This is a genomic window from Salimicrobium halophilum (assembly GCF_900100295.1).
In the GTDB taxonomy this organism is placed as follows: Bacteria; Bacillota; Bacilli; order Bacillales; family Halobacillaceae; genus Salimicrobium; species Salimicrobium halophilum.
In genome coordinates this window covers 214,150-229,337 of sequence record NZ_FNEV01000002.1, presented here as the reverse complement: position 1 = coordinate 229,337, position 15,188 = coordinate 214,150, and the positions used below count along the sequence as shown (strand labels likewise).

At 46.1% G+C, this 15,188-nt stretch carries 25 protein-coding genes and 2 riboswitches; of the genes, 4 read left to right on the top strand and 21 right to left on the bottom strand.

The genetic code is table 11. The features are described 5' to 3' along the window. Positions 1-26 precede the first annotated feature (26 nt). Positions 27-350, bottom strand: a complete 324-nt coding sequence (locus BLQ44_RS04510; RefSeq protein ID WP_245688093.1) for a hypothetical protein — start codon at positions 348-350, stop codon at positions 27-29. 292 nt (positions 351-642) lie between these two features. Here BLQ44_RS04510 and BLQ44_RS16480 point away from each other — a divergent pair, with 292 nt between their 5' ends. Beyond that, on the top strand, positions 643-912 hold the full coding sequence (locus BLQ44_RS16480) for a DUF3221 domain-containing protein (RefSeq protein WP_176757426.1): 270 nt from the start codon (positions 643-645) through the stop codon (positions 910-912). Between the two features lie 18 nt (positions 913-930). Here BLQ44_RS16480 and BLQ44_RS04500 read toward each other — a convergent pair whose 3' ends face one another. Then, positions 931-1,215, bottom strand: a complete 285-nt coding sequence (locus tag BLQ44_RS04500) for a hypothetical protein (protein ID WP_093192504.1) — start codon at positions 1,213-1,215, stop codon at positions 931-933. A gap of 118 nt (positions 1,216-1,333) precedes the next feature. On the opposite strand from BLQ44_RS04500, the gene BLQ44_RS04495 reads away from it, so the two are divergent. Both BLQ44_RS04495 and BLQ44_RS04490 read left to right on the top strand, forming a co-directional pair. Further along, the gene (locus tag BLQ44_RS04495; protein WP_245688092.1) at positions 1,334-1,498 is read left to right on the top strand and encodes a hypothetical protein; all 165 of its coding nucleotides are present in this window, start codon (positions 1,334-1,336) and stop codon (positions 1,496-1,498) included. A gap of 16 nt (positions 1,499-1,514) precedes the next feature. After that, the gene (locus BLQ44_RS04490) at positions 1,515-1,850 is read left to right on the top strand and encodes a hypothetical protein (protein ID WP_093192500.1); all 336 of its coding nucleotides are present in this window, start codon (positions 1,515-1,517) and stop codon (positions 1,848-1,850) included. Positions 1,851-1,908: 58 nt separating this feature from the next. Here BLQ44_RS04490 and thiE read toward each other — a convergent pair whose 3' ends face one another. The 12 genes from thiE to BLQ44_RS04430 all read right to left on the bottom strand — a co-directional run bounded on the left by thiE (position 1,909) and on the right by BLQ44_RS04430 (position 10,998). Then, positions 1,909-2,520 carry a thiamine phosphate synthase gene (gene thiE, locus BLQ44_RS04485; protein WP_093192498.1) on the bottom strand — a complete coding sequence of 204 codons (612 nt, stop codon included), beginning with the start codon at positions 2,518-2,520 and terminating at the stop codon, positions 1,909-1,911. Then, complete coding sequence (thiM, locus tag BLQ44_RS04480; protein WP_093192496.1) at positions 2,513-3,253, bottom strand: hydroxyethylthiazole kinase; 741 nt, start codon at positions 3,251-3,253, stop codon at positions 2,513-2,515. Before thiM ends, thiE begins: the two co-directional genes overlap by 8 nt. Then, a complete protein-coding gene (thiD, locus tag BLQ44_RS04475) occupies positions 3,250-4,050 on the bottom strand; it encodes a bifunctional hydroxymethylpyrimidine kinase/phosphomethylpyrimidine kinase (RefSeq protein WP_093192494.1) in 801 nt (266 codons plus the stop codon). Before thiD ends, thiM begins: the two co-directional genes overlap by 4 nt. Next, on the bottom strand, positions 4,047-4,733 hold the full coding sequence (gene tenA, locus BLQ44_RS04470) for a thiaminase II (protein WP_093192492.1): 687 nt from the start codon (positions 4,731-4,733) through the stop codon (positions 4,047-4,049). Before tenA ends, thiD begins: the two co-directional genes overlap by 4 nt. A 36-nt stretch (positions 4,734-4,769) precedes the next feature. After that, a riboswitch (TPP riboswitch) is annotated at positions 4,770-4,872 on the bottom strand. Continuing rightward, a complete protein-coding gene (thiW, locus tag BLQ44_RS04465; RefSeq protein ID WP_093192490.1) occupies positions 4,873-5,361 on the bottom strand; it encodes an energy coupling factor transporter S component ThiW in 489 nt (162 codons plus the stop codon). Positions 5,362-5,439: 78 nt separating this feature from the next. Further along, positions 5,440-5,548, bottom strand: a riboswitch (TPP riboswitch). Positions 5,549-5,621: 73 nt separating this feature from the next. Then, positions 5,622-6,101, bottom strand: coding sequence for a hypothetical protein (locus BLQ44_RS04460; protein ID WP_093192488.1), 480 nt, complete (start codon positions 6,099-6,101; stop codon positions 5,622-5,624). A 146-nt stretch (positions 6,102-6,247) separates the two neighbouring features. Continuing rightward, complete coding sequence (locus tag BLQ44_RS04455) at positions 6,248-6,799, bottom strand: DUF488 domain-containing protein (protein WP_093192486.1); 552 nt, start codon at positions 6,797-6,799, stop codon at positions 6,248-6,250. Further along, positions 6,796-6,975: a hypothetical protein gene (locus BLQ44_RS04450; RefSeq protein ID WP_093192484.1), complete on the bottom strand. Its 180-nt coding sequence runs from the start codon at positions 6,973-6,975 to the stop codon at positions 6,796-6,798. The genes BLQ44_RS04455 and BLQ44_RS04450 overlap by 4 nt, the downstream gene beginning before the upstream one ends. Positions 6,976-7,096: 121 nt before the next feature. Further along, positions 7,097-8,527, bottom strand: coding sequence for a Na+/H+ antiporter NhaC (nhaC, locus tag BLQ44_RS04445; RefSeq protein ID WP_093192482.1), 1,431 nt, complete (start codon positions 8,525-8,527; stop codon positions 7,097-7,099). Between the two features lie 17 nt (positions 8,528-8,544). Next, complete coding sequence (locus tag BLQ44_RS04440) at positions 8,545-9,246, bottom strand: N-acetyltransferase (protein WP_093192480.1); 702 nt, start codon at positions 9,244-9,246, stop codon at positions 8,545-8,547. Then, positions 9,230-10,351: an o-succinylbenzoate synthase gene (gene menC / locus BLQ44_RS04435; protein WP_093192478.1), complete on the bottom strand. Its 1,122-nt coding sequence runs from the start codon at positions 10,349-10,351 to the stop codon at positions 9,230-9,232. Before menC ends, BLQ44_RS04440 begins: the two co-directional genes overlap by 17 nt. Positions 10,352-10,557: 206 nt before the next feature. Then, complete coding sequence (locus BLQ44_RS04430) at positions 10,558-10,998, bottom strand: hypothetical protein (protein ID WP_093192477.1); 441 nt, start codon at positions 10,996-10,998, stop codon at positions 10,558-10,560. Between the two features lie 118 nt (positions 10,999-11,116). Here BLQ44_RS04430 and BLQ44_RS04425 point away from each other — a divergent pair, with 118 nt between their 5' ends. Next, the gene (locus tag BLQ44_RS04425; protein WP_093192475.1) at positions 11,117-11,662 is read left to right on the top strand and encodes a flavodoxin family protein; all 546 of its coding nucleotides are present in this window, start codon (positions 11,117-11,119) and stop codon (positions 11,660-11,662) included. Positions 11,663-11,721: 59 nt separating this feature from the next. Here BLQ44_RS04425 and BLQ44_RS04420 read toward each other — a convergent pair whose 3' ends face one another. From BLQ44_RS04420 to BLQ44_RS04390, 7 genes are all read right to left on the bottom strand, one after another. Next, positions 11,722-12,009 carry a hypothetical protein gene (locus BLQ44_RS04420; protein WP_093192473.1) on the bottom strand — a complete coding sequence of 96 codons (288 nt, stop codon included), beginning with the start codon at positions 12,007-12,009 and terminating at the stop codon, positions 11,722-11,724. Positions 12,010-12,025: 16 nt separating this feature from the next. After that, entirely contained in the window at positions 12,026-12,517 is a 492-nt protein-coding gene (locus tag BLQ44_RS04415) for a hypothetical protein (RefSeq protein WP_093192471.1), read from the bottom strand. Then, entirely contained in the window at positions 12,514-12,735 is a 222-nt protein-coding gene (locus BLQ44_RS04410) for a hypothetical protein (RefSeq protein WP_093192469.1), read from the bottom strand. The genes BLQ44_RS04415 and BLQ44_RS04410 overlap by 4 nt, the downstream gene beginning before the upstream one ends. Next, entirely contained in the window at positions 12,732-13,232 is a 501-nt protein-coding gene (locus BLQ44_RS04405) for a hypothetical protein (RefSeq protein WP_093192467.1), read from the bottom strand. Before BLQ44_RS04405 ends, BLQ44_RS04410 begins: the two co-directional genes overlap by 4 nt. Before the next feature lie 12 nt (positions 13,233-13,244). Then, complete coding sequence (locus BLQ44_RS04400; RefSeq protein ID WP_093192465.1) at positions 13,245-13,754, bottom strand: hypothetical protein; 510 nt, start codon at positions 13,752-13,754, stop codon at positions 13,245-13,247. A gap of 48 nt (positions 13,755-13,802) precedes the next feature. After that, entirely contained in the window at positions 13,803-14,420 is a 618-nt protein-coding gene (locus tag BLQ44_RS04395) for an HAD family hydrolase (RefSeq protein WP_093192463.1), read from the bottom strand. Between the two features lie 187 nt (positions 14,421-14,607). Beyond that, positions 14,608-15,174: a hypothetical protein gene (locus BLQ44_RS04390; RefSeq protein WP_093192461.1), complete on the bottom strand. Its 567-nt coding sequence runs from the start codon at positions 15,172-15,174 to the stop codon at positions 14,608-14,610. Between the last annotated feature and the right edge of the window lie 14 nt (positions 15,175-15,188).

The window sequence follows — 15,188 nt, the reverse complement described above, 5'->3', positions numbered from 1 at the left end:
TGAAATAAGTTAATAAACACATTTTTCTAATCAATGGTTTCGTAGAAGTCATCCACAATCGGGAAAATGTCGGGTTCCGTGTGGTAATAATGGTCATTGACTTGAGTCATTCCAAATTGGAAGGTTTCTTTTTCGTTTTCGTAAAAGGTAACAGCGTAATTGAACCCATCTCGTGGTTCTTGGTTGTCCTCCGGTATAAATTCAATGTCTTTCATTTCATTCAGAAACGCTTCTACAGTGTTTTTATCTTCTATCATCTTTCTTTTCCCTGTATTCCCATCTGTGATGGCCACTTTGGAAACTTCATCTAAGTTACCATCGTAGAACCCCTTCAGTGTCTTTGTTTCCAAACCGCAACCGGCCATCAGCAGCATGAGGAAAACAGACAAAACTATAGTCGATCGTCTCAGAATAACGCCCCCTTATTACTTTCCCCTTTCATTATGAATGATAGCAACCAAAAATGGAAAACACCACCTGGTACGTGTACGTACGAGAGATTTAAAAATCGACCAAGGAGTGAGGAATTTGCTGAGAGTATACATAGTGTTTCTTTTAAGTTTCACATTAGTCGCTTGTGGAACCCAAACTACAAGTGAGAGTAACGATGTTTCTCTGGAAAGGCAGGAAGGAGTCATCGCGTTGAAAAAAGAAAACGAGGAAGGTTACGATCAAGTACTGCTTATTCCGGAAATTTCGGAAGAAGACATTGAACAGCAGTCCACGAGAGAAATCATAGAATTAGCTCAAAACAAAAACGGAGCCTATTATGCGATAGAGGACGAGAAAACGTTCAATGAAATCGAAGTAGGCGACACTGCCGTCATTTACTGGAATGGAAATCAATCAAGTTCTCATCCTCCCCAGTGTGGGGCAGAAAGACTGGAAATCATTGAATCCTTAGATGAGTGATGTATGATTCTAAGGAGGCTACGTTACAAAACGAATCCCTTTAGCGATAAATATTATAGCAAGCATTACAAAACTTGAACCTATAAGAATACCGAGCGTGCTATTCAGTTTAGCCTGCCTTCCATCGTCTTTGACCAGACCGATAATTCCAAGGATGATCCCTCCGAGGCTGGTTACCATAGTCATTCCGAAAATGGCGAAAGTAGGAAAGCGCGACGAGGAATAGAACGTGGCAAGCAGCGCCGCTAATAAGAAAGCAACGCCGGCTACAATGATTGATATGCTGCTGGATTTTCTTAACATGGTCCACACACCTCTTGGTATATATTTTCATGTACGTCCCTTGAATAGCTTTCACAGATGGTACAATGAACATACGCACATTTTCTCAATGCTTAATACATCCAGGAGGTGTCAGGATTTGGACTACAACCTCGTCATGATTTTGATCGTGTTTGTCGTTTGTTTCTTCATCAGTTCCACCATGAACATTTTATTGAAAACGACCTCAAAAAGAGACTGGCTTATGACCCTGCTGATAAGTATAGGTCTTTCTCTCATTATTGTTCCGATATTGACCGGTTAGCAAAGGAGGGATATCGATGAAAAAACGATTCGTTATTATATTATCGATAGTAGCGGGGCTGCTATTCGTCGGTTTCATAGCTGTACGATTGTTGACCTTACATACGTCTCAAGGGTATATAGTATCTGTGAGCGATGACAAAATCTTCGTAGCAGAGAACAAAGCAATAGTGGATTCTGATTCGATCACCGGATTTGAAAAAGTGACATACTATGATATGCCTTCATTCCAACAATCCGATGAATTTAACAAGGGAGAACACGTGAAAGTATACTGGAAAGATCCCGTCATTCAAACTGCACCTTCCCATATTGAAGATGTTTATCTGATCAGAAAAACTTCACATCCCTGATTTTCCCCTCACAAAAATCCCCACCGGGCTCTTACCGGCGGGGATTAATATCTTCTTTCTACAACTGTAAACGCCTTACTTCTTCTTCAGGTTGTTCGCTATCTGCAATAGCTGAAATCACACTCACCCCTGCGCCAGCCTCTCTTACCGCCTGAACATTCGATTCGTCTATGCCTCCGATCGCAACGACAGGCAACGGCACCTGTCCCTGAATCGCCTGAAGCCCTTGGATGCCGATCACTTCTTTCGCATCATCTTTAGAAGAAGTTTTGAACACAGGTCCGACACCAAGGTAATCAGCCAGATCCCACCGGCTTACACGTAACTCCTCTTCCGTCGATACAGACAACCCTATTTGGAGGTCGGGAAACACTTCGCGGACCTCCCTGATATCACGATCGTCCTGACCGACATGCACCCCATCCGCTTCCAACTGATAGACAAGTTCGATATCGTCATTCACGAAAAACGGAATACCATGATCCTTACAAATTCTGCGCAATCGATGACCCAGCTCTACTTTTTCCTCTCCGCTTTTCGCATTCGTTCCTTTTTCCCGGAACTGAAAGGCTGTAATACCGCCATGGATCGCTTGCTTAAGCACTTCCTCCGGGTTACCTCTGCAATTCTGGCTGCCCATGATAAAATAAGTGTGTAGATAGTCAGTCATCGTCTTTCCCCAGTTCATCCAGCAGGTGAGGAATGAATGTACCTGGGCCTACCGCTTTCTTCTCAGCACGTTCTGCAGCTTTGTTATAAAACTCGAGGGCAAACAGTGCTGCTTCTTTCTTATCTTTCTCTATAGCCATGCAGGCCGCCATCAGAGAACCAAGCAAGCATCCGGCACCAGTAATGGATCCAAGCAGGGGTGTTCCATGCGACGAGGTGGTGAATTCTTCGCCATTACTGATTACATCCCTCTTGCCAGTCACTACGACCATCGTCTGAATACGCTTCGCCGCTTCTACAGCAATTTCTTCAGCATCCCCCTCTTCCTCAGCATCGACACCTTTCACCTTCAAAGGAATATCAGCAAGTGCCGCTATTTCTCCGGCATTACCTTTTACGACTGAGACATCAACTTCCTGTACGATTCGTTGCACCGCCTGTTTCCTGAACGTTGTCGCACCCGCACCAACGGGATCCAGAAGTACAGGAACCCCTGCCTTATTCGCCGCCTGCCCCGCTTTGATCATCGTTTCTATATCCTCTTTTCGGATGGTTCCGATATTCAAAACAAGCGCACTCGCGACACTTGCGATCTCTTCGACTTCTTCCCTTTCCTTCGCCATCACCGGACTTCCTCCGAAGGCGAGAAGGCCATTCGCGGAAAAGTTCATCACCACTTCATTCGTGATGTGATGGACGAGCGGTCGTTCTTCCCTTAGTTGCGCTAGATTCATCGCACTCGCTCCCTTCTGTGAGCCCAATGATTGGTTGGTCCGCTCCCGGAACCGATGTCAAAAGAATGACGGATCGCTTCAGTGATGTAGCCCTTCGCATGTTCCACGGCAACCGGTAACGATCGCCCCATCGCCAGGTTGGCAGCAATCGCCGAGGCATACGTGCATCCGGTGCCATGTGTGTTCTCCGTAGAGATTCTATCTTCCCGGTACGTCCGCATGATTTCTCCATCATATAGGATGTCCACCGCTTCTCCGTTCAGATGGCCACCTTTCACCAGTGCACCCTTAGCTCCAAGGCTATCTACAAATTTCCGTGCAGCTTCTTCCATATCCTCTTCCGTTTTGATCTCCATATCGAGAAGCGTCTCAGCTTCCGGAATATTCGGAGTCACTACCGATGCATGAGGAAACAAGTCTTCAGAAAGAGCAGTCCGGGTCTCTTGTTCCATGAGTGGATGACCACTAGTGGAAACCATCACAGGATCACACACATAAGGCGCATGTTGACGTGCGATCCAGTTCCCCACGACCTCTGCTGCTTCTTTCGTCGCCACCATTCCGGTCTTGATGACATTTACCGGAAGGTCTTCTTCTATACTACTGAGCTGTGCTTCGATAAAGGGAACCGGGACGTGATGAACATCCTGGACGCCTGTCGTATTCTGCGCTGTAAGAGAAGTGAGCACAGACATGCCGTACACTTCCCACTCTTCAAATGTTTTGATATCTGCCTGGATGCCGGCTCCACCTCCGGAGTCGGATCCTGCGATGGTAAGTGCTGTGAACGGCTTCATTTTAATACCCCCTCCGCTACCGGCCAGTCTTCTTTCGTATAAGACATCTCCCAGAACGCATACTCCAGCTGACAGCTCTTCCGGAACGCTTCCTTCATAAGCTGACGATCCTCCAGAGATGCCGCTTCCGCTTCTTCATCCAGACGCTTCAACAGGTAATCGGTCGTTTCCGTGATGGAATCATTAGCGTAGAATTCGATCCACTCGTAAAAAGGATGATTCGTCTCAGGGGCGAATTCTTTCTTCAGCTCCCGGCCGATCTCCTGATACGTCCACGGGCATGGCAACATCGCTGCGATCGTTTTTCCGAGCAGCCCTTCCGTGGCGACACTTTTCATATGCGTGCGATAGTGATCAGCCGTCGGCGGCATCGGGAAGCCCTTCAACTCTTCATATGGCACCCCAATATAGTCGCACAGATTTCGGTGGGGATGAATTTCATCTCCGAGGACAAAAGCGATTTGTCCCTGGAAAAAGGCGATATCCTCACGTTTCTTCGATTGAGAGACCGCTGTTCCATACAGCTGCATGAACGTATTCAAATATTCATAGTCTGCTTTCACATAATGAGCGACTGCATCATCCTGCAATTCTCCTTCTCCCAAACCACGAACAAACGGATGGTTGAAAATCGCCTGGAAAATGTCGTCGTTTTCTCTTCTCAAATCTTCAGTAAATGTCATAAAAAATAGCCTCCTTGTTTTGAATACAGGAAGCCTCTCGGGTTCAGAGTGCTTCCCTTCGTCGGCATGACCCGCATCAGGTTCAAAGGGACTAAGGCAATGCCTTATCTCAGCGACAATCGCGCCCCCAGCAACGTTCTTATACATTTGTGACGATAGCTGTCTGTTTCAGTCGAATAGAAACCATCCAGCCGATCAAAGCTCCCGTGACAGTACTTACAACGAACGATGGTACAAAAGCGAATACGCCCGCTTCCGACCCCATCAAAAGATTCGCCATCGGCACGGATGCGAGTGATCCGAACAGACCGGTACCGATGATTTCTCCGGTAACCGCCCCACCGACACGCTTCGTGTAGTGATAGCTGAGCCCCGCAAACAGAGCACCAATCATCCCTCCCGGAAACGCGAGCAGCGTCCCGAGACCCAGAAGGTTCCTCAGCACACCGATCATAAACGCAATTGTCACTGCCGGTACTGGTCCAAGCGAAACGGCAGCAATCACATTTACGGCATGCTGGACGGGATAGGCTTTCGCTACACCTGCCGGGAACCAGAGCATTTGTGCTCCCAATGTGCCCAAAGCGGTCAGTACAGCCATCGTCGTGAGCATCTTCGTACGATTCATCTCTTTTCCCTCCTTTTCCTCTGATAGGAGGGGAAGCCAAAAAAACCGGATCCCTGATAGATGGGACCCGGTTTGTCAATGGTATGTTGACTACTTCCCCACGCTGGCATCACCCAGATCAGGTCCCAAGAGTCGGAAAGTCACGCTTTCCTCTCAGCCCGCTTGACGGGCACCCCTAGTAGTTAAGTTCACTATTCACTTGGACAAACCCAGTATAACAAAGTTTAGAAAATTATGCATCTTCTCGGAAGAAATTCTGATCAGCCCGCCTTCTGCAGGTGCTTTCTGATAGACGATACATTCTCATAATTCTGCCCGTAGTCCATCATCGTCCCCTTCATCCTCGGGCGGCTCGTCACGGCGACCCTGGTCGTAGTGGCGTCGATATCCTGTACCTGGAAGAGTACCTCATCTCCCCAGGATTTCCACGAAGCTCCTGTATGGACGAGAAGGATTCCGTCTCTTCTCCGCTCCTCCTGGATCTCCGCTTTTTTCAGTTGAAGTCCCGCTTCCCTGCATTGTTCGAAGGCTTCTTCGAACGAAAGAGGCAGATCCATCAGTTCTTCCTGAACCGTATCATGTCCTCCGTTGAACTGATTCAATCCGCCGAGCACCAAAGCCAGCAGGAGTGCGAAGACCAGCCCGGATAAAAGTGAACTCCCCACTTCCCCGCCGATCAGGTATAGCACTCCGGACATGGCAACGAACGAAAGTATAAATAAGTGTAGTATCTTTTTCATTCCATTCCCTCCTTACCGAATCGTTTTCTGTTCCTATGTAGATCATCACTTTCTACGTGTGAGATCTGAAATAGTTTCATAAATTTACAGAAAAGCCTACTTTGTCCCAAAAGAAAAACGGAGCTCCGTGCCCCGCTTCCCAGTCTTCACTCCTCCGGATACACCACCGTTCCATCTGTCTCTACAATCGGCATCGCGCCCCAGCGCCCCTGTTCATGTGTGACGAGGGATGGTTCATCGTTGTCATCCATTATATGAAAGACTTCCCATCCATTTGCCGCCAAATGATTACTGATCAGAAGTCTGTGACACCTAGAAGGATGCCTCTCCGCACAAAAGTAGGCGACCGTTTTTTCATTTCCCAGCACCTCGAGCTCTTTCGCGCCTTCCTTGAACTCCTCGGTAAGCGTGTAGTCGGCATAATTATGGAACGACTGGTTCTCCCACGCCCCGTTCACTTCCGGCTGTACGTGACCTGCTTTGTTACGACGTCCAGCGAGAAGCGGGTGATGCGAGTAGGAAATCCCTGCACCCGCTAGCCATTCCTTCATCGTCCCCTGATTGAAATGAGGGAATTTACGACTAGCCGGAAAGGCACGAACATCCGCCACCGCATCCACCTTCGCTTCTTTAAGCATCGTAAGGAAAAACTCCTTTGAGTGGGTAGAATGCCCGATACTATAAATGATGTTGGTCATTTCTCCGCCAGCTCTTTTTTCAGTGTATGAATCTCTTCTTCCAGCCGGGTGATCTTTTTCGCATTGATTTCCACAACTGCATAGACAATACCTATTACCAGTCCTAGAATAGACCCTCTCCATCCAAGTGTGATCAAGCCGATGAACCCTGCCATCAATATGTAAAAGAAAATCATTGGTCCTCCCCCTTCCTTCTATCCTACCTGTCCATTTTAACGCTGCCTCTTCAAAAACGAAAGTTCTATCTTTTCCACAATATGAAAACACAGCCTCCTGCCAAGGAGACTGTGTATCTATTCAGACGACAGACCGTTCATCCAGATCTCTCGTCTCTTCCAGAATCTTTTCTTTTTCATCGTCGGAAATTTTCACGATACTGAACCCGATCCAGGCGAAAATGATACTGATGATCGGTACGAACAGATTCAGTAAAGCATAAGGAGCATATTCGAACGCGTGAACACCAAGTGTCCCATAAATGAATACCCCGCACGTATTCCACGGAACAAATACGGAGGTCAGCGTTCCGCCGTCTTCTACTGCACGTGAAAGGTTACGCGAATCCAGGTTATGTTCCGTATAGGCTCTTGCGTACATACGCCCCGGAACCACCACGGATATGTACTGCTCCGAACACGTCAAGTTCGTTGCGAAACTGGAAACAATCGTCGTCGGGATAAGACCACGCGCTGTCTTCGTGACTTTCAGAATCTGATCGACGATCGCTTTCAGCATTCCGGTGTGTTCGAGGATTCCACCGAAAATCATCGCCACGATCGTCATGGAAATCGTGTACATCATCGAGGACAATCCGCCACGGTTGAACAGAGAGTCCACGACTTCATTCCCTGATTCAATACTGAACCCGGAATAGAGCGTGACTACGGCATCTCCGGCCGCACCACCCTGTACAAAAATCTGTGCCAGAAACCCGAGAATGATTCCGACGGCAAGCGCCGGGATTGCAGGTACCTTACGAATGACGAGTATAATGACTGCAAGCGGTACCAAAAGCAGCCACGGAGAAATCAGAAAGGAATCCTGCAAAGCGGCCATCGTCTTTTCGATATCCCCGGTGGAAGCATTTCCGTTTCCCGTATTACGTCCCATGATAAAATAAATGATCAATGCCAACGTAAAAGCCGGGACCGTCGTATAAAGCATATGCCGGATATGTACGAATAGATCCGTCCGTGTCAGGCCGGAAGCAAGGTTCGTGGTATCAGAGAGCGGTGACATCTTATCTCCGAAATACGCCCCTGAAATGATGGCACCAGCTACCATCGGAGCGGATATTCCCATACTGGCTCCAATCCCCATACCGGCGATCCCGATCGTGCCCATCGTCGACCAGGAGCTTCCGATCGATATAGCTACGATCGCGCAAATGACAGCGATAGCGACAAGAAAAAGCGACGGGGAAATCAGTTGCAGTCCGTAATAGATCATTGTGCCGACAACTCCGCCACCAATCCACGATCCGATCGTCAACCCGACGAGTGAAATGATCACGATGGCAGGCAGAGCCAGATTGATGCCTTTGTACATCCCTGTTTCAATATCTTCCCACGTGTAGCCGCTCCACCAGGCTACCAACCCGGCGACGAGAGCTCCGAACAGCAAAGGAATATGAGGAGCTCCTTCGGCAACTACAATCGTATACAACATCGCAAGAATCATAAGCGTCAGAGGAATCATAGCTTTCCAGAACGTCATCGTCTTATTCATAAGGATCCTCCTCTTGTTTAATTATTCCGTTTTCCATACAATACTTTCCCATCCGCGTAATCATAGCCGATGTAATTTTCTTTCAGCAGTTCTTTTTGTTGATCGATATCATTGACGGGTACGGAAATGATTTCTTCTGCATCTAAATGGATGGTTTCATTCATCGGCAGATACATGATATAGCGCAACTTGCCGGCGTATTTCTCCTTCAGATCCGCGATGACCATCCCGTGGTGGAATTTATCCCGAAGGCTCGCTTCATTGCCAGGGTGAACCGTGCATAACACGTGCACAAGATCAGGTCTTGCTTCGCTGAATTCCTGCATGATCGTCTCTCCCATTTTCTTCTGCAGGCCATTCCCCTGATAATCCGGGTCGACGCAAGATATTTCCTGGTGAGCGACTTTCGTAGTATCAAGATCAAGGTCCTTCCCGAGGTTTTCCGGGTCATCCGCTTCCGGATACATCATCGCCCGGAAGGCGATCAGTTCTTCTTCCGCGTAAACACCCAGAACCATGCCTCCCTCTCCGAGAACAAAAGTGAGCTCCTCATCGGTCAGTGCCTGCAGCAACTCTTTCTGCTGCAGTTTCTCCTTCACTTTTTCCTGAAGACTTCTGATTTCAGAAATATGAGGCAAACCCAGAAGAGAAAAAGTGACTTTTTCCTTTTCCTGACTTGGCTGATGCCGCACCGTTTCCTCTCTAAGCGTTTTCGTCACGCGTGAAAACCTCCTTCCGTTCAGTAAGGGATTCCACAAAGTCGACATCCACTTCATACCCGATCCCCGGTTTATCAGGAACCTGAATGACTCCATTTTCCATCGTAACTTCCGGCGTGATGATATCCTTCGTCCAGTAATGAGAGGAAGGTGCCGTATCGCCTGGATACGTAAATTGGGAAAGGGTGGAAAGCGCCACATTATGCGCACGACCTATCCCGGTCTCGAGCATTCCTCCACACCACATAGGCACATTATTTTCCCGGCAGAACTCGTGGATCTTGAGCGTCTCCGTCAGTCCACCTACGCGCCCGACTTTCAAGTTGACGATCTGACAGCTGCCGAACTGGACAGCTTTTCGCACATCTTCGTATGTATGGAGACTTTCATCCAGACAGATCGGAGTCTCAAGAAGCCGTTGAAGCACAGCGTGATCGATGATGTCATCATGAGCGAGCGGCTGTTCTATCATCGTCAGGTTGAACGCATCGAGCTTCTTCAAATGCTTCACATCCTGAAGCGTGTAGGCACAATTCGCATCGGCCATCAGCTCGATATCCGGGAATTTCTCACGGATGGCAGTAAGCACATCCACATCCCATCCCGGCATGATTTTCACTTTAATCCTTTTGTAGCCCTTCTCCACATGACTTTCTATTTTCCCGATCAGCTCCTCCATCGTCTCGGTAATTCCGACACTCACTCCTACGTGAATCTGACTGTATTCTCCACCAAGAGCCTCTTTCAGAGTGATTCCTTGTTCTTTTGCGTACAGATCCCACACTGCCTGTTCCACCGCAGCTTTTGCATTGAAATTCCCCCTCACCGCTTCAAAACGCTTCGCCACTTCTGAAGGATGAGTGACAGGGACTTCCCACAACTTCGGTAGTAAAAACTCTTTCATAATCGGCCAGTTCGTATGTACCGTTTCTTCGTTATAGATCGGTTCGTTGATTGCCACCGATTCCGCCCAGCCGGACTGTCCATCCTCTGATTGAACCTCTACGAGAATAACGTCTTTGTGCTGTTCCGTCCCCACGCTTGTCGTAAATGGATGTTTAAGGTCCATCTTCATCTGCCGTACAACTACTTTGCTGATATTCACATACCTTCATCCTTCCTCAATTCTGAAGTTTATCCTTCATATAAATAAAATACTACAGGATACCCTTCTTTACAACGGATGAATTGGGAATTTTCTAAAAGTTGAAACGATGTTACTGAAACGAGTTAAGAGAAAATACCCACCTATCCGCATTGGGCGCACAAAAAAAGCATTGAATCGCATCCAATGCTCTCTTCGTTATCCTTTTAAAAATTGACGTCGGCCAATTGTTTCATATCGTCCAGCAGTATTTCATGCGTATCCGTCGTCATCATTATTCCTGAATCTTTCTTAGTTCCTTCAACCAGAAACGTTCCATCCTCTAATACAACGATGCTGTAGACAGGCGTCTCACTGGTACTATAACTTCTGAACGTATAATAAGACGAAGCAGCCGTCTTTTTCCCTTCAGCTTCTTCGCCGGTAATCGTCTTCGCTCCAAGCCCTTCCCCTTTCTGCAGGATCTCAGCAATGGTATCTGGATCCGTAACTGTTTTCGCACGTGAGGAGGATGTTTCTCCGTTTACAACTTTCTGGACGACGAGGCTCTCCATATCGCCTTTCTTTTCGAAGGATTTCGTGAACTCACTGCTGCAACCGCTCAAAAATAGTATAGATATAAGTAATGCTGTTATGTACGTCTTCATTCTTCTCCTCCATCTTATGATTTCTTCTGTGCATGATTCCCTCACCTAGTGCATACCCTTTCGCTAGGAAAGAAACACGACTTGCACGTATAATGAAAAGAAAAAATGAGGTGGAGTTATGAAGATTTCCGTTTTATATGGAAGCACCCGGGACTACGGGAATACCGAGCAATTGACGGAGCGCGTCTTTGACGGCATCGATGTGAATAAAATTTATCTGAATCAGTATTTCTTCAAGGATATCATCGATCAGCGTCATGATCCGGAAGGGTTCGATGAAGTGGATGATGATTATGATGACATCATTTCGTCCATCATCGATTCGGACATTCTCGTATTCGCGACTCCGCTCTATTGGTACGGAATGACCGGAGTCATGAAGCGATTCATCGACCGGTTCAGCCAGACGGCCAGGGATGAGAAGTTCCCCGACTTCAAGGAGCGATTGAAAGAGATGCAAGTATACGTCATCATCGTCGGCGGAGATTCTCCACGCAAAAAAGCCCTTCCGTGCGTCCAGCAGTTCGGTTATATCTGCGATTTCTTCGGCATGGAATTCAAGGATGCTCTGATCGGCGAGGCCCGGAAACCGGGAACTATTCAAAAAGATGCTATGGCACTCGCCAATGCGGATAATTGGAACCGTCACTTCAAAAATCTATGACTACCACACAGAAACCATCCATGGATGGTTTCTGCTTTTTTATTTTGGTCATCCCCACTTCAGTTACGTTTTTCTCCATCTTCGTGATACAAAAAAATTTGAAAACTTATGAATGCAACAAAAGCTAGAACGACGCTTACATACATCATCACAACTGGAAATGGAAGCAGACTTCTGAGGAACAGGGAAACACTAATAGTCGTCAAGGCAAGAATCCATCCACTGCTTAGACTGAGAATGAAACGGCTCCATTTAGAGAAACCGGTCATTCTTGTGATCTTCGCAAAATAAACAGATATGATAAGCATCCCTGCTATTGTCATAATCAGTAATTTGTCTATCAGCACAACCTACTCCTCCCCTCTAGGAAGCAGAGGATTTCAAACCTTCTACCGCTTCCCACTCCAGTAATTTCTCATGCACTTCATCCCCTGATGTAAACAGTACTTTCAGTCTTCTGTTTTCATTTTCCCTTACATTATTCAATTTGAGTTGCATAATAAGGGTTTGCTCTTCAGTTAGTTCGTATCCGTCAACTCTTTGCTTTTCTCCTATATCATCCCGCCTGTAAACTCCTGATTGCTTCGTATCCGCTGCGACATAAAAGGAAGCCGAGATTCCCTGTGACGAATTCACCGGTTCGCCCTCTTCATCAACGATACTAATGTCTACCAGTTCCGCCTCTTCCGGCCCTTTCCATTTGAAAGGTGATATTATATAGTAGTTCTGACCATCAGCAAGCCCTTCGCTCGAAATGGAGAGTTGATCAATAGATACCATCGCTTCTTCGTTCGTTTGACAACCAGCGATAAGAATTCCACTCAGCATCAAAAAAAGGAAAGATATTCTCATCATATTCTCCCTCCCTGTTTGAACCACCTTCGTAAACGTTCGATGAACAGATGAGAACCGATGAACGATACAAGAACCATGAGAGGCATGACGAATATGACGCCTAAAAGATTCGTCTTATAATTGAGAGGTACAAACAGATTCCACGCGTACGCCATCACCTGCCACAGCAAGAAAAAAATTATGATGGCTACCCCGAACCGTAGCAACCGTTCCATCATTCCTTTGCCTCTGCTTCGAGCTCTCTGATGAGCTCCATGTGTGCTTCTCCTTCGGTGATTTCATAATTGCTGATATAATCATCACTTATGTACACAGAGTTATATTCTTGGGTAGTATCTCCGTTATCTACAGGTTTTTCTATACGGAACCGGAGTCTATACTCGTATTCATCATTGCTCAACGTTTCTACTCTTTTGCCTTTGATCGGTCCGAGGATCGAAAGCACTTCTTCCATAGCGTCCTGGTCGGTCACATCGAAAGATTCCTCATTCTCCATATTCGTAATCTCCAATCGATCCACCGTATGTTCCTCAGAATAGATCGAATCAAAGTCTTCTTGGACTATCATGTATGTTTCGTTGTGCCATACATACCAACCCACTCCAGCTACAAAAAGGATGGCAAGCGTCACCGCCCATTTCTTACTTATATATATTTGGAGAGTAAACACCAGAATTCCTACTAAGAATACGATTAAATATTGTAAAATGACCAATTCATCCCTCCTTCAAAGCACTTCTGCCGTAGTACCGACACGTTCTTTCATTTCCTGTTTCAGCCTCTGCACATCCTGTGAAGTAATATTATCTAAATCAATCAACGTTTCTTTGCTGTTATGTTGTTCGAAGGCAAGCGATTTCTCTCTTTCCACGTCATTGATCAACCCATCTGCTTTCGCTTTCTGATCCACGACAAGGACTTCTTCTCTTTCCACCAGCTTTCTGATTTGCTGCAGAGGAATTTCTTTCTTACTCTGGAACGGCCCTCTGTCTATGAGGACTCCCTGATCATCAACGACGACATAATCTTTCTCAGGTCTCGTGAAATAGTGCACGGCTCTTGTCACTCCGATGATGGTAAATACAACAGTTACCGTCTGAACGAAGCCGATCAACAAAGGACCGGTATCCATCGACGTCATCGTAAGGATATTCGAGCCAATGACAACCGCTACATTCCCGAGGGATTTGAACCCTTTTTTTCTCCACTTGCTTGTATCTTTATATTTATAGTTCAATAGACTCCCCCCTGTTTTCTTTACGGACGAAGCCTTGATGAGGTTTCATCAAACCATCTCTTTCAAATCAGTAATTCTTTCGATCTCTTTCTCGAACGATTCCGCCTGTCCAAAACCGTAGGAAGCATAATAGAAAGGAATACCAGCATGACGTGCCGCTTTCTCATCTCCTGACGTATCCCCTATATAAACAGGCTTCTTCAATCCGTTCCGTTCCATCACGAGTTTGATATTCTCTCCTTTTGGTAGTCCTGTACGCCCCGGATTTTCATAGTCGTTGAAATAATTCTCCAGTCCATGAGCTTCATAGAACGCCTCGATGTAGCCGTCCTGGCAGTTACTTACGATAAAGAGAGGGTATTTTTTCTCGAGATGCTGCAACGTTTCTTCAAGTCCAGGGTAAAGTCTCGCTCCCTGTTTTCTTATCACCTCTGTTTCTGCATCAAAGCAGGCATTGATGATTTTTTCGCGCTCTTCTTTCTCAAGATGGGAAAATAGTTTCTCACCGATCCCCTCGATTTGCAGTCCCATAATCCCTTCCAGGTCTTTTCTAGTTAACTCCTCTTCTTCCGGTCGGTAAGATAGGATCGTCTCGTTCCATGCGTCCTTCACCGTATCAATCGGGTCCCACAATGTTCCATCTAAATCGAAAATAATACTATCCATCTGCAATCTCCTCTTTTCTGCATAAGTTGTCTTTAAGAAAGCATAGCAAAATTCTGACTTTCATACTATCCTTTAAAAAACTCAATACCACTTAATTTGGTGTCCGTAAAAATACAGGTCTTCCAAATAATTGGAAGACCTGTTCAGCATGATGATATTATTCACCTAAACTCGCTCATTAACTCTATCAATATGTATTACTGAATACTTTTTCCTCCGCAATTAAATGGCCACCCTCTGATACTGCCTTAAAATGATAGGGGCCGCATTCATCGTCGTCATGAACTTCTAAAAAATAGCGCACATTGCTTGTTCCACTTGATTTTAAATCCAGTACTTTATAAGATTCTTCATTAATCGACAGTTTAATTTTCTCTACAATTTGATTAGAAGCCGCTCCATAATAATAACATTTTTGAGAACCTGGAGAACTTTCAACGTTCCAATATATGCCGGCTTCAAAAGGTTCACGTTTTGCTTCCTCTCTATTATCAACACTATTCACTTCCCAAGTACCCAGGACGTTCTGTTCAAGAAATCCCAATTTGATTTCTTGCTGATGATTATAATACAAAGAAAACCATCCCCCACCTATTTTCTCTATAGTTAACACATTAATAGCCCCTGCCTGTTTACTGTTAGTAATATCTTTTGCTACTGGTGGCTGATTGTGCTGATAAAAGATGAATAGAACAGATAATAGAAGAAACACACTGATTAATACTGCAATTTTCTTGATAAGAAACCACTCCAAACAGACTTTCCTCT

Coding starts and splice junctions, on each gene's coding strand:
- BLQ44_RS04500 (WP_093192504.1), bottom strand. CDS start 1,215: ATGTTAAGAAAATCCAGCAGCATATCAATCATTGTAGCCGGCGTTGCT.
- BLQ44_RS04490 (WP_093192500.1), top strand. CDS start 1,515: ATGAAAAAACGATTCGTTATTATATTATCGATAGTAGCGGGGCTGCTA.
- thiE (WP_093192498.1), bottom strand. CDS start 2,520: ATGACTGACTATCTACACACTTATTTTATCATGGGCAGCCAGAATTGC.
- thiM (WP_093192496.1), bottom strand. CDS start 3,253: ATGAATCTAGCGCAACTAAGGGAAGAACGACCGCTCGTCCATCACATC.
- thiD (WP_093192494.1), bottom strand. CDS start 4,050: ATGAAGCCGTTCACAGCACTTACCATCGCAGGATCCGACTCCGGAGGT.
- tenA (WP_093192492.1), bottom strand. CDS start 4,733: ATGACATTTACTGAAGATTTGAGAAGAGAAAACGACGACATTTTCCAG.
- thiW (WP_093192490.1), bottom strand. CDS start 5,361: ATGAATCGTACGAAGATGCTCACGACGATGGCTGTACTGACCGCTTTG.
- BLQ44_RS04460 (WP_093192488.1), bottom strand. CDS start 6,101: ATGAAAAAGATACTACACTTATTTATACTTTCGTTCGTTGCCATGTCC.
- BLQ44_RS04455 (WP_093192486.1), bottom strand. CDS start 6,799: ATGACCAACATCATTTATAGTATCGGGCATTCTACCCACTCAAAGGAG.
- BLQ44_RS04450 (WP_093192484.1), bottom strand. CDS start 6,975: ATGATTTTCTTTTACATATTGATGGCAGGGTTCATCGGCTTGATCACA.
- nhaC (WP_093192482.1), bottom strand. CDS start 8,527: ATGAATAAGACGATGACGTTCTGGAAAGCTATGATTCCTCTGACGCTT.
- BLQ44_RS04430 (WP_093192477.1), bottom strand. CDS start 10,998: ATGAAGACGTACATAACAGCATTACTTATATCTATACTATTTTTGAGC.
- BLQ44_RS04425 (WP_093192475.1), top strand. CDS start 11,117: ATGAAGATTTCCGTTTTATATGGAAGCACCCGGGACTACGGGAATACC.
- BLQ44_RS04415 (WP_093192471.1), bottom strand. CDS start 12,517: ATGATGAGAATATCTTTCCTTTTTTTGATGCTGAGTGGAATTCTTATC.
- BLQ44_RS04410 (WP_093192469.1), bottom strand. CDS start 12,735: ATGATGGAACGGTTGCTACGGTTCGGGGTAGCCATCATAATTTTTTTC.
- BLQ44_RS04395 (WP_093192463.1), bottom strand. CDS start 14,420: ATGGATAGTATTATTTTCGATTTAGATGGAACATTGTGGGACCCGATT.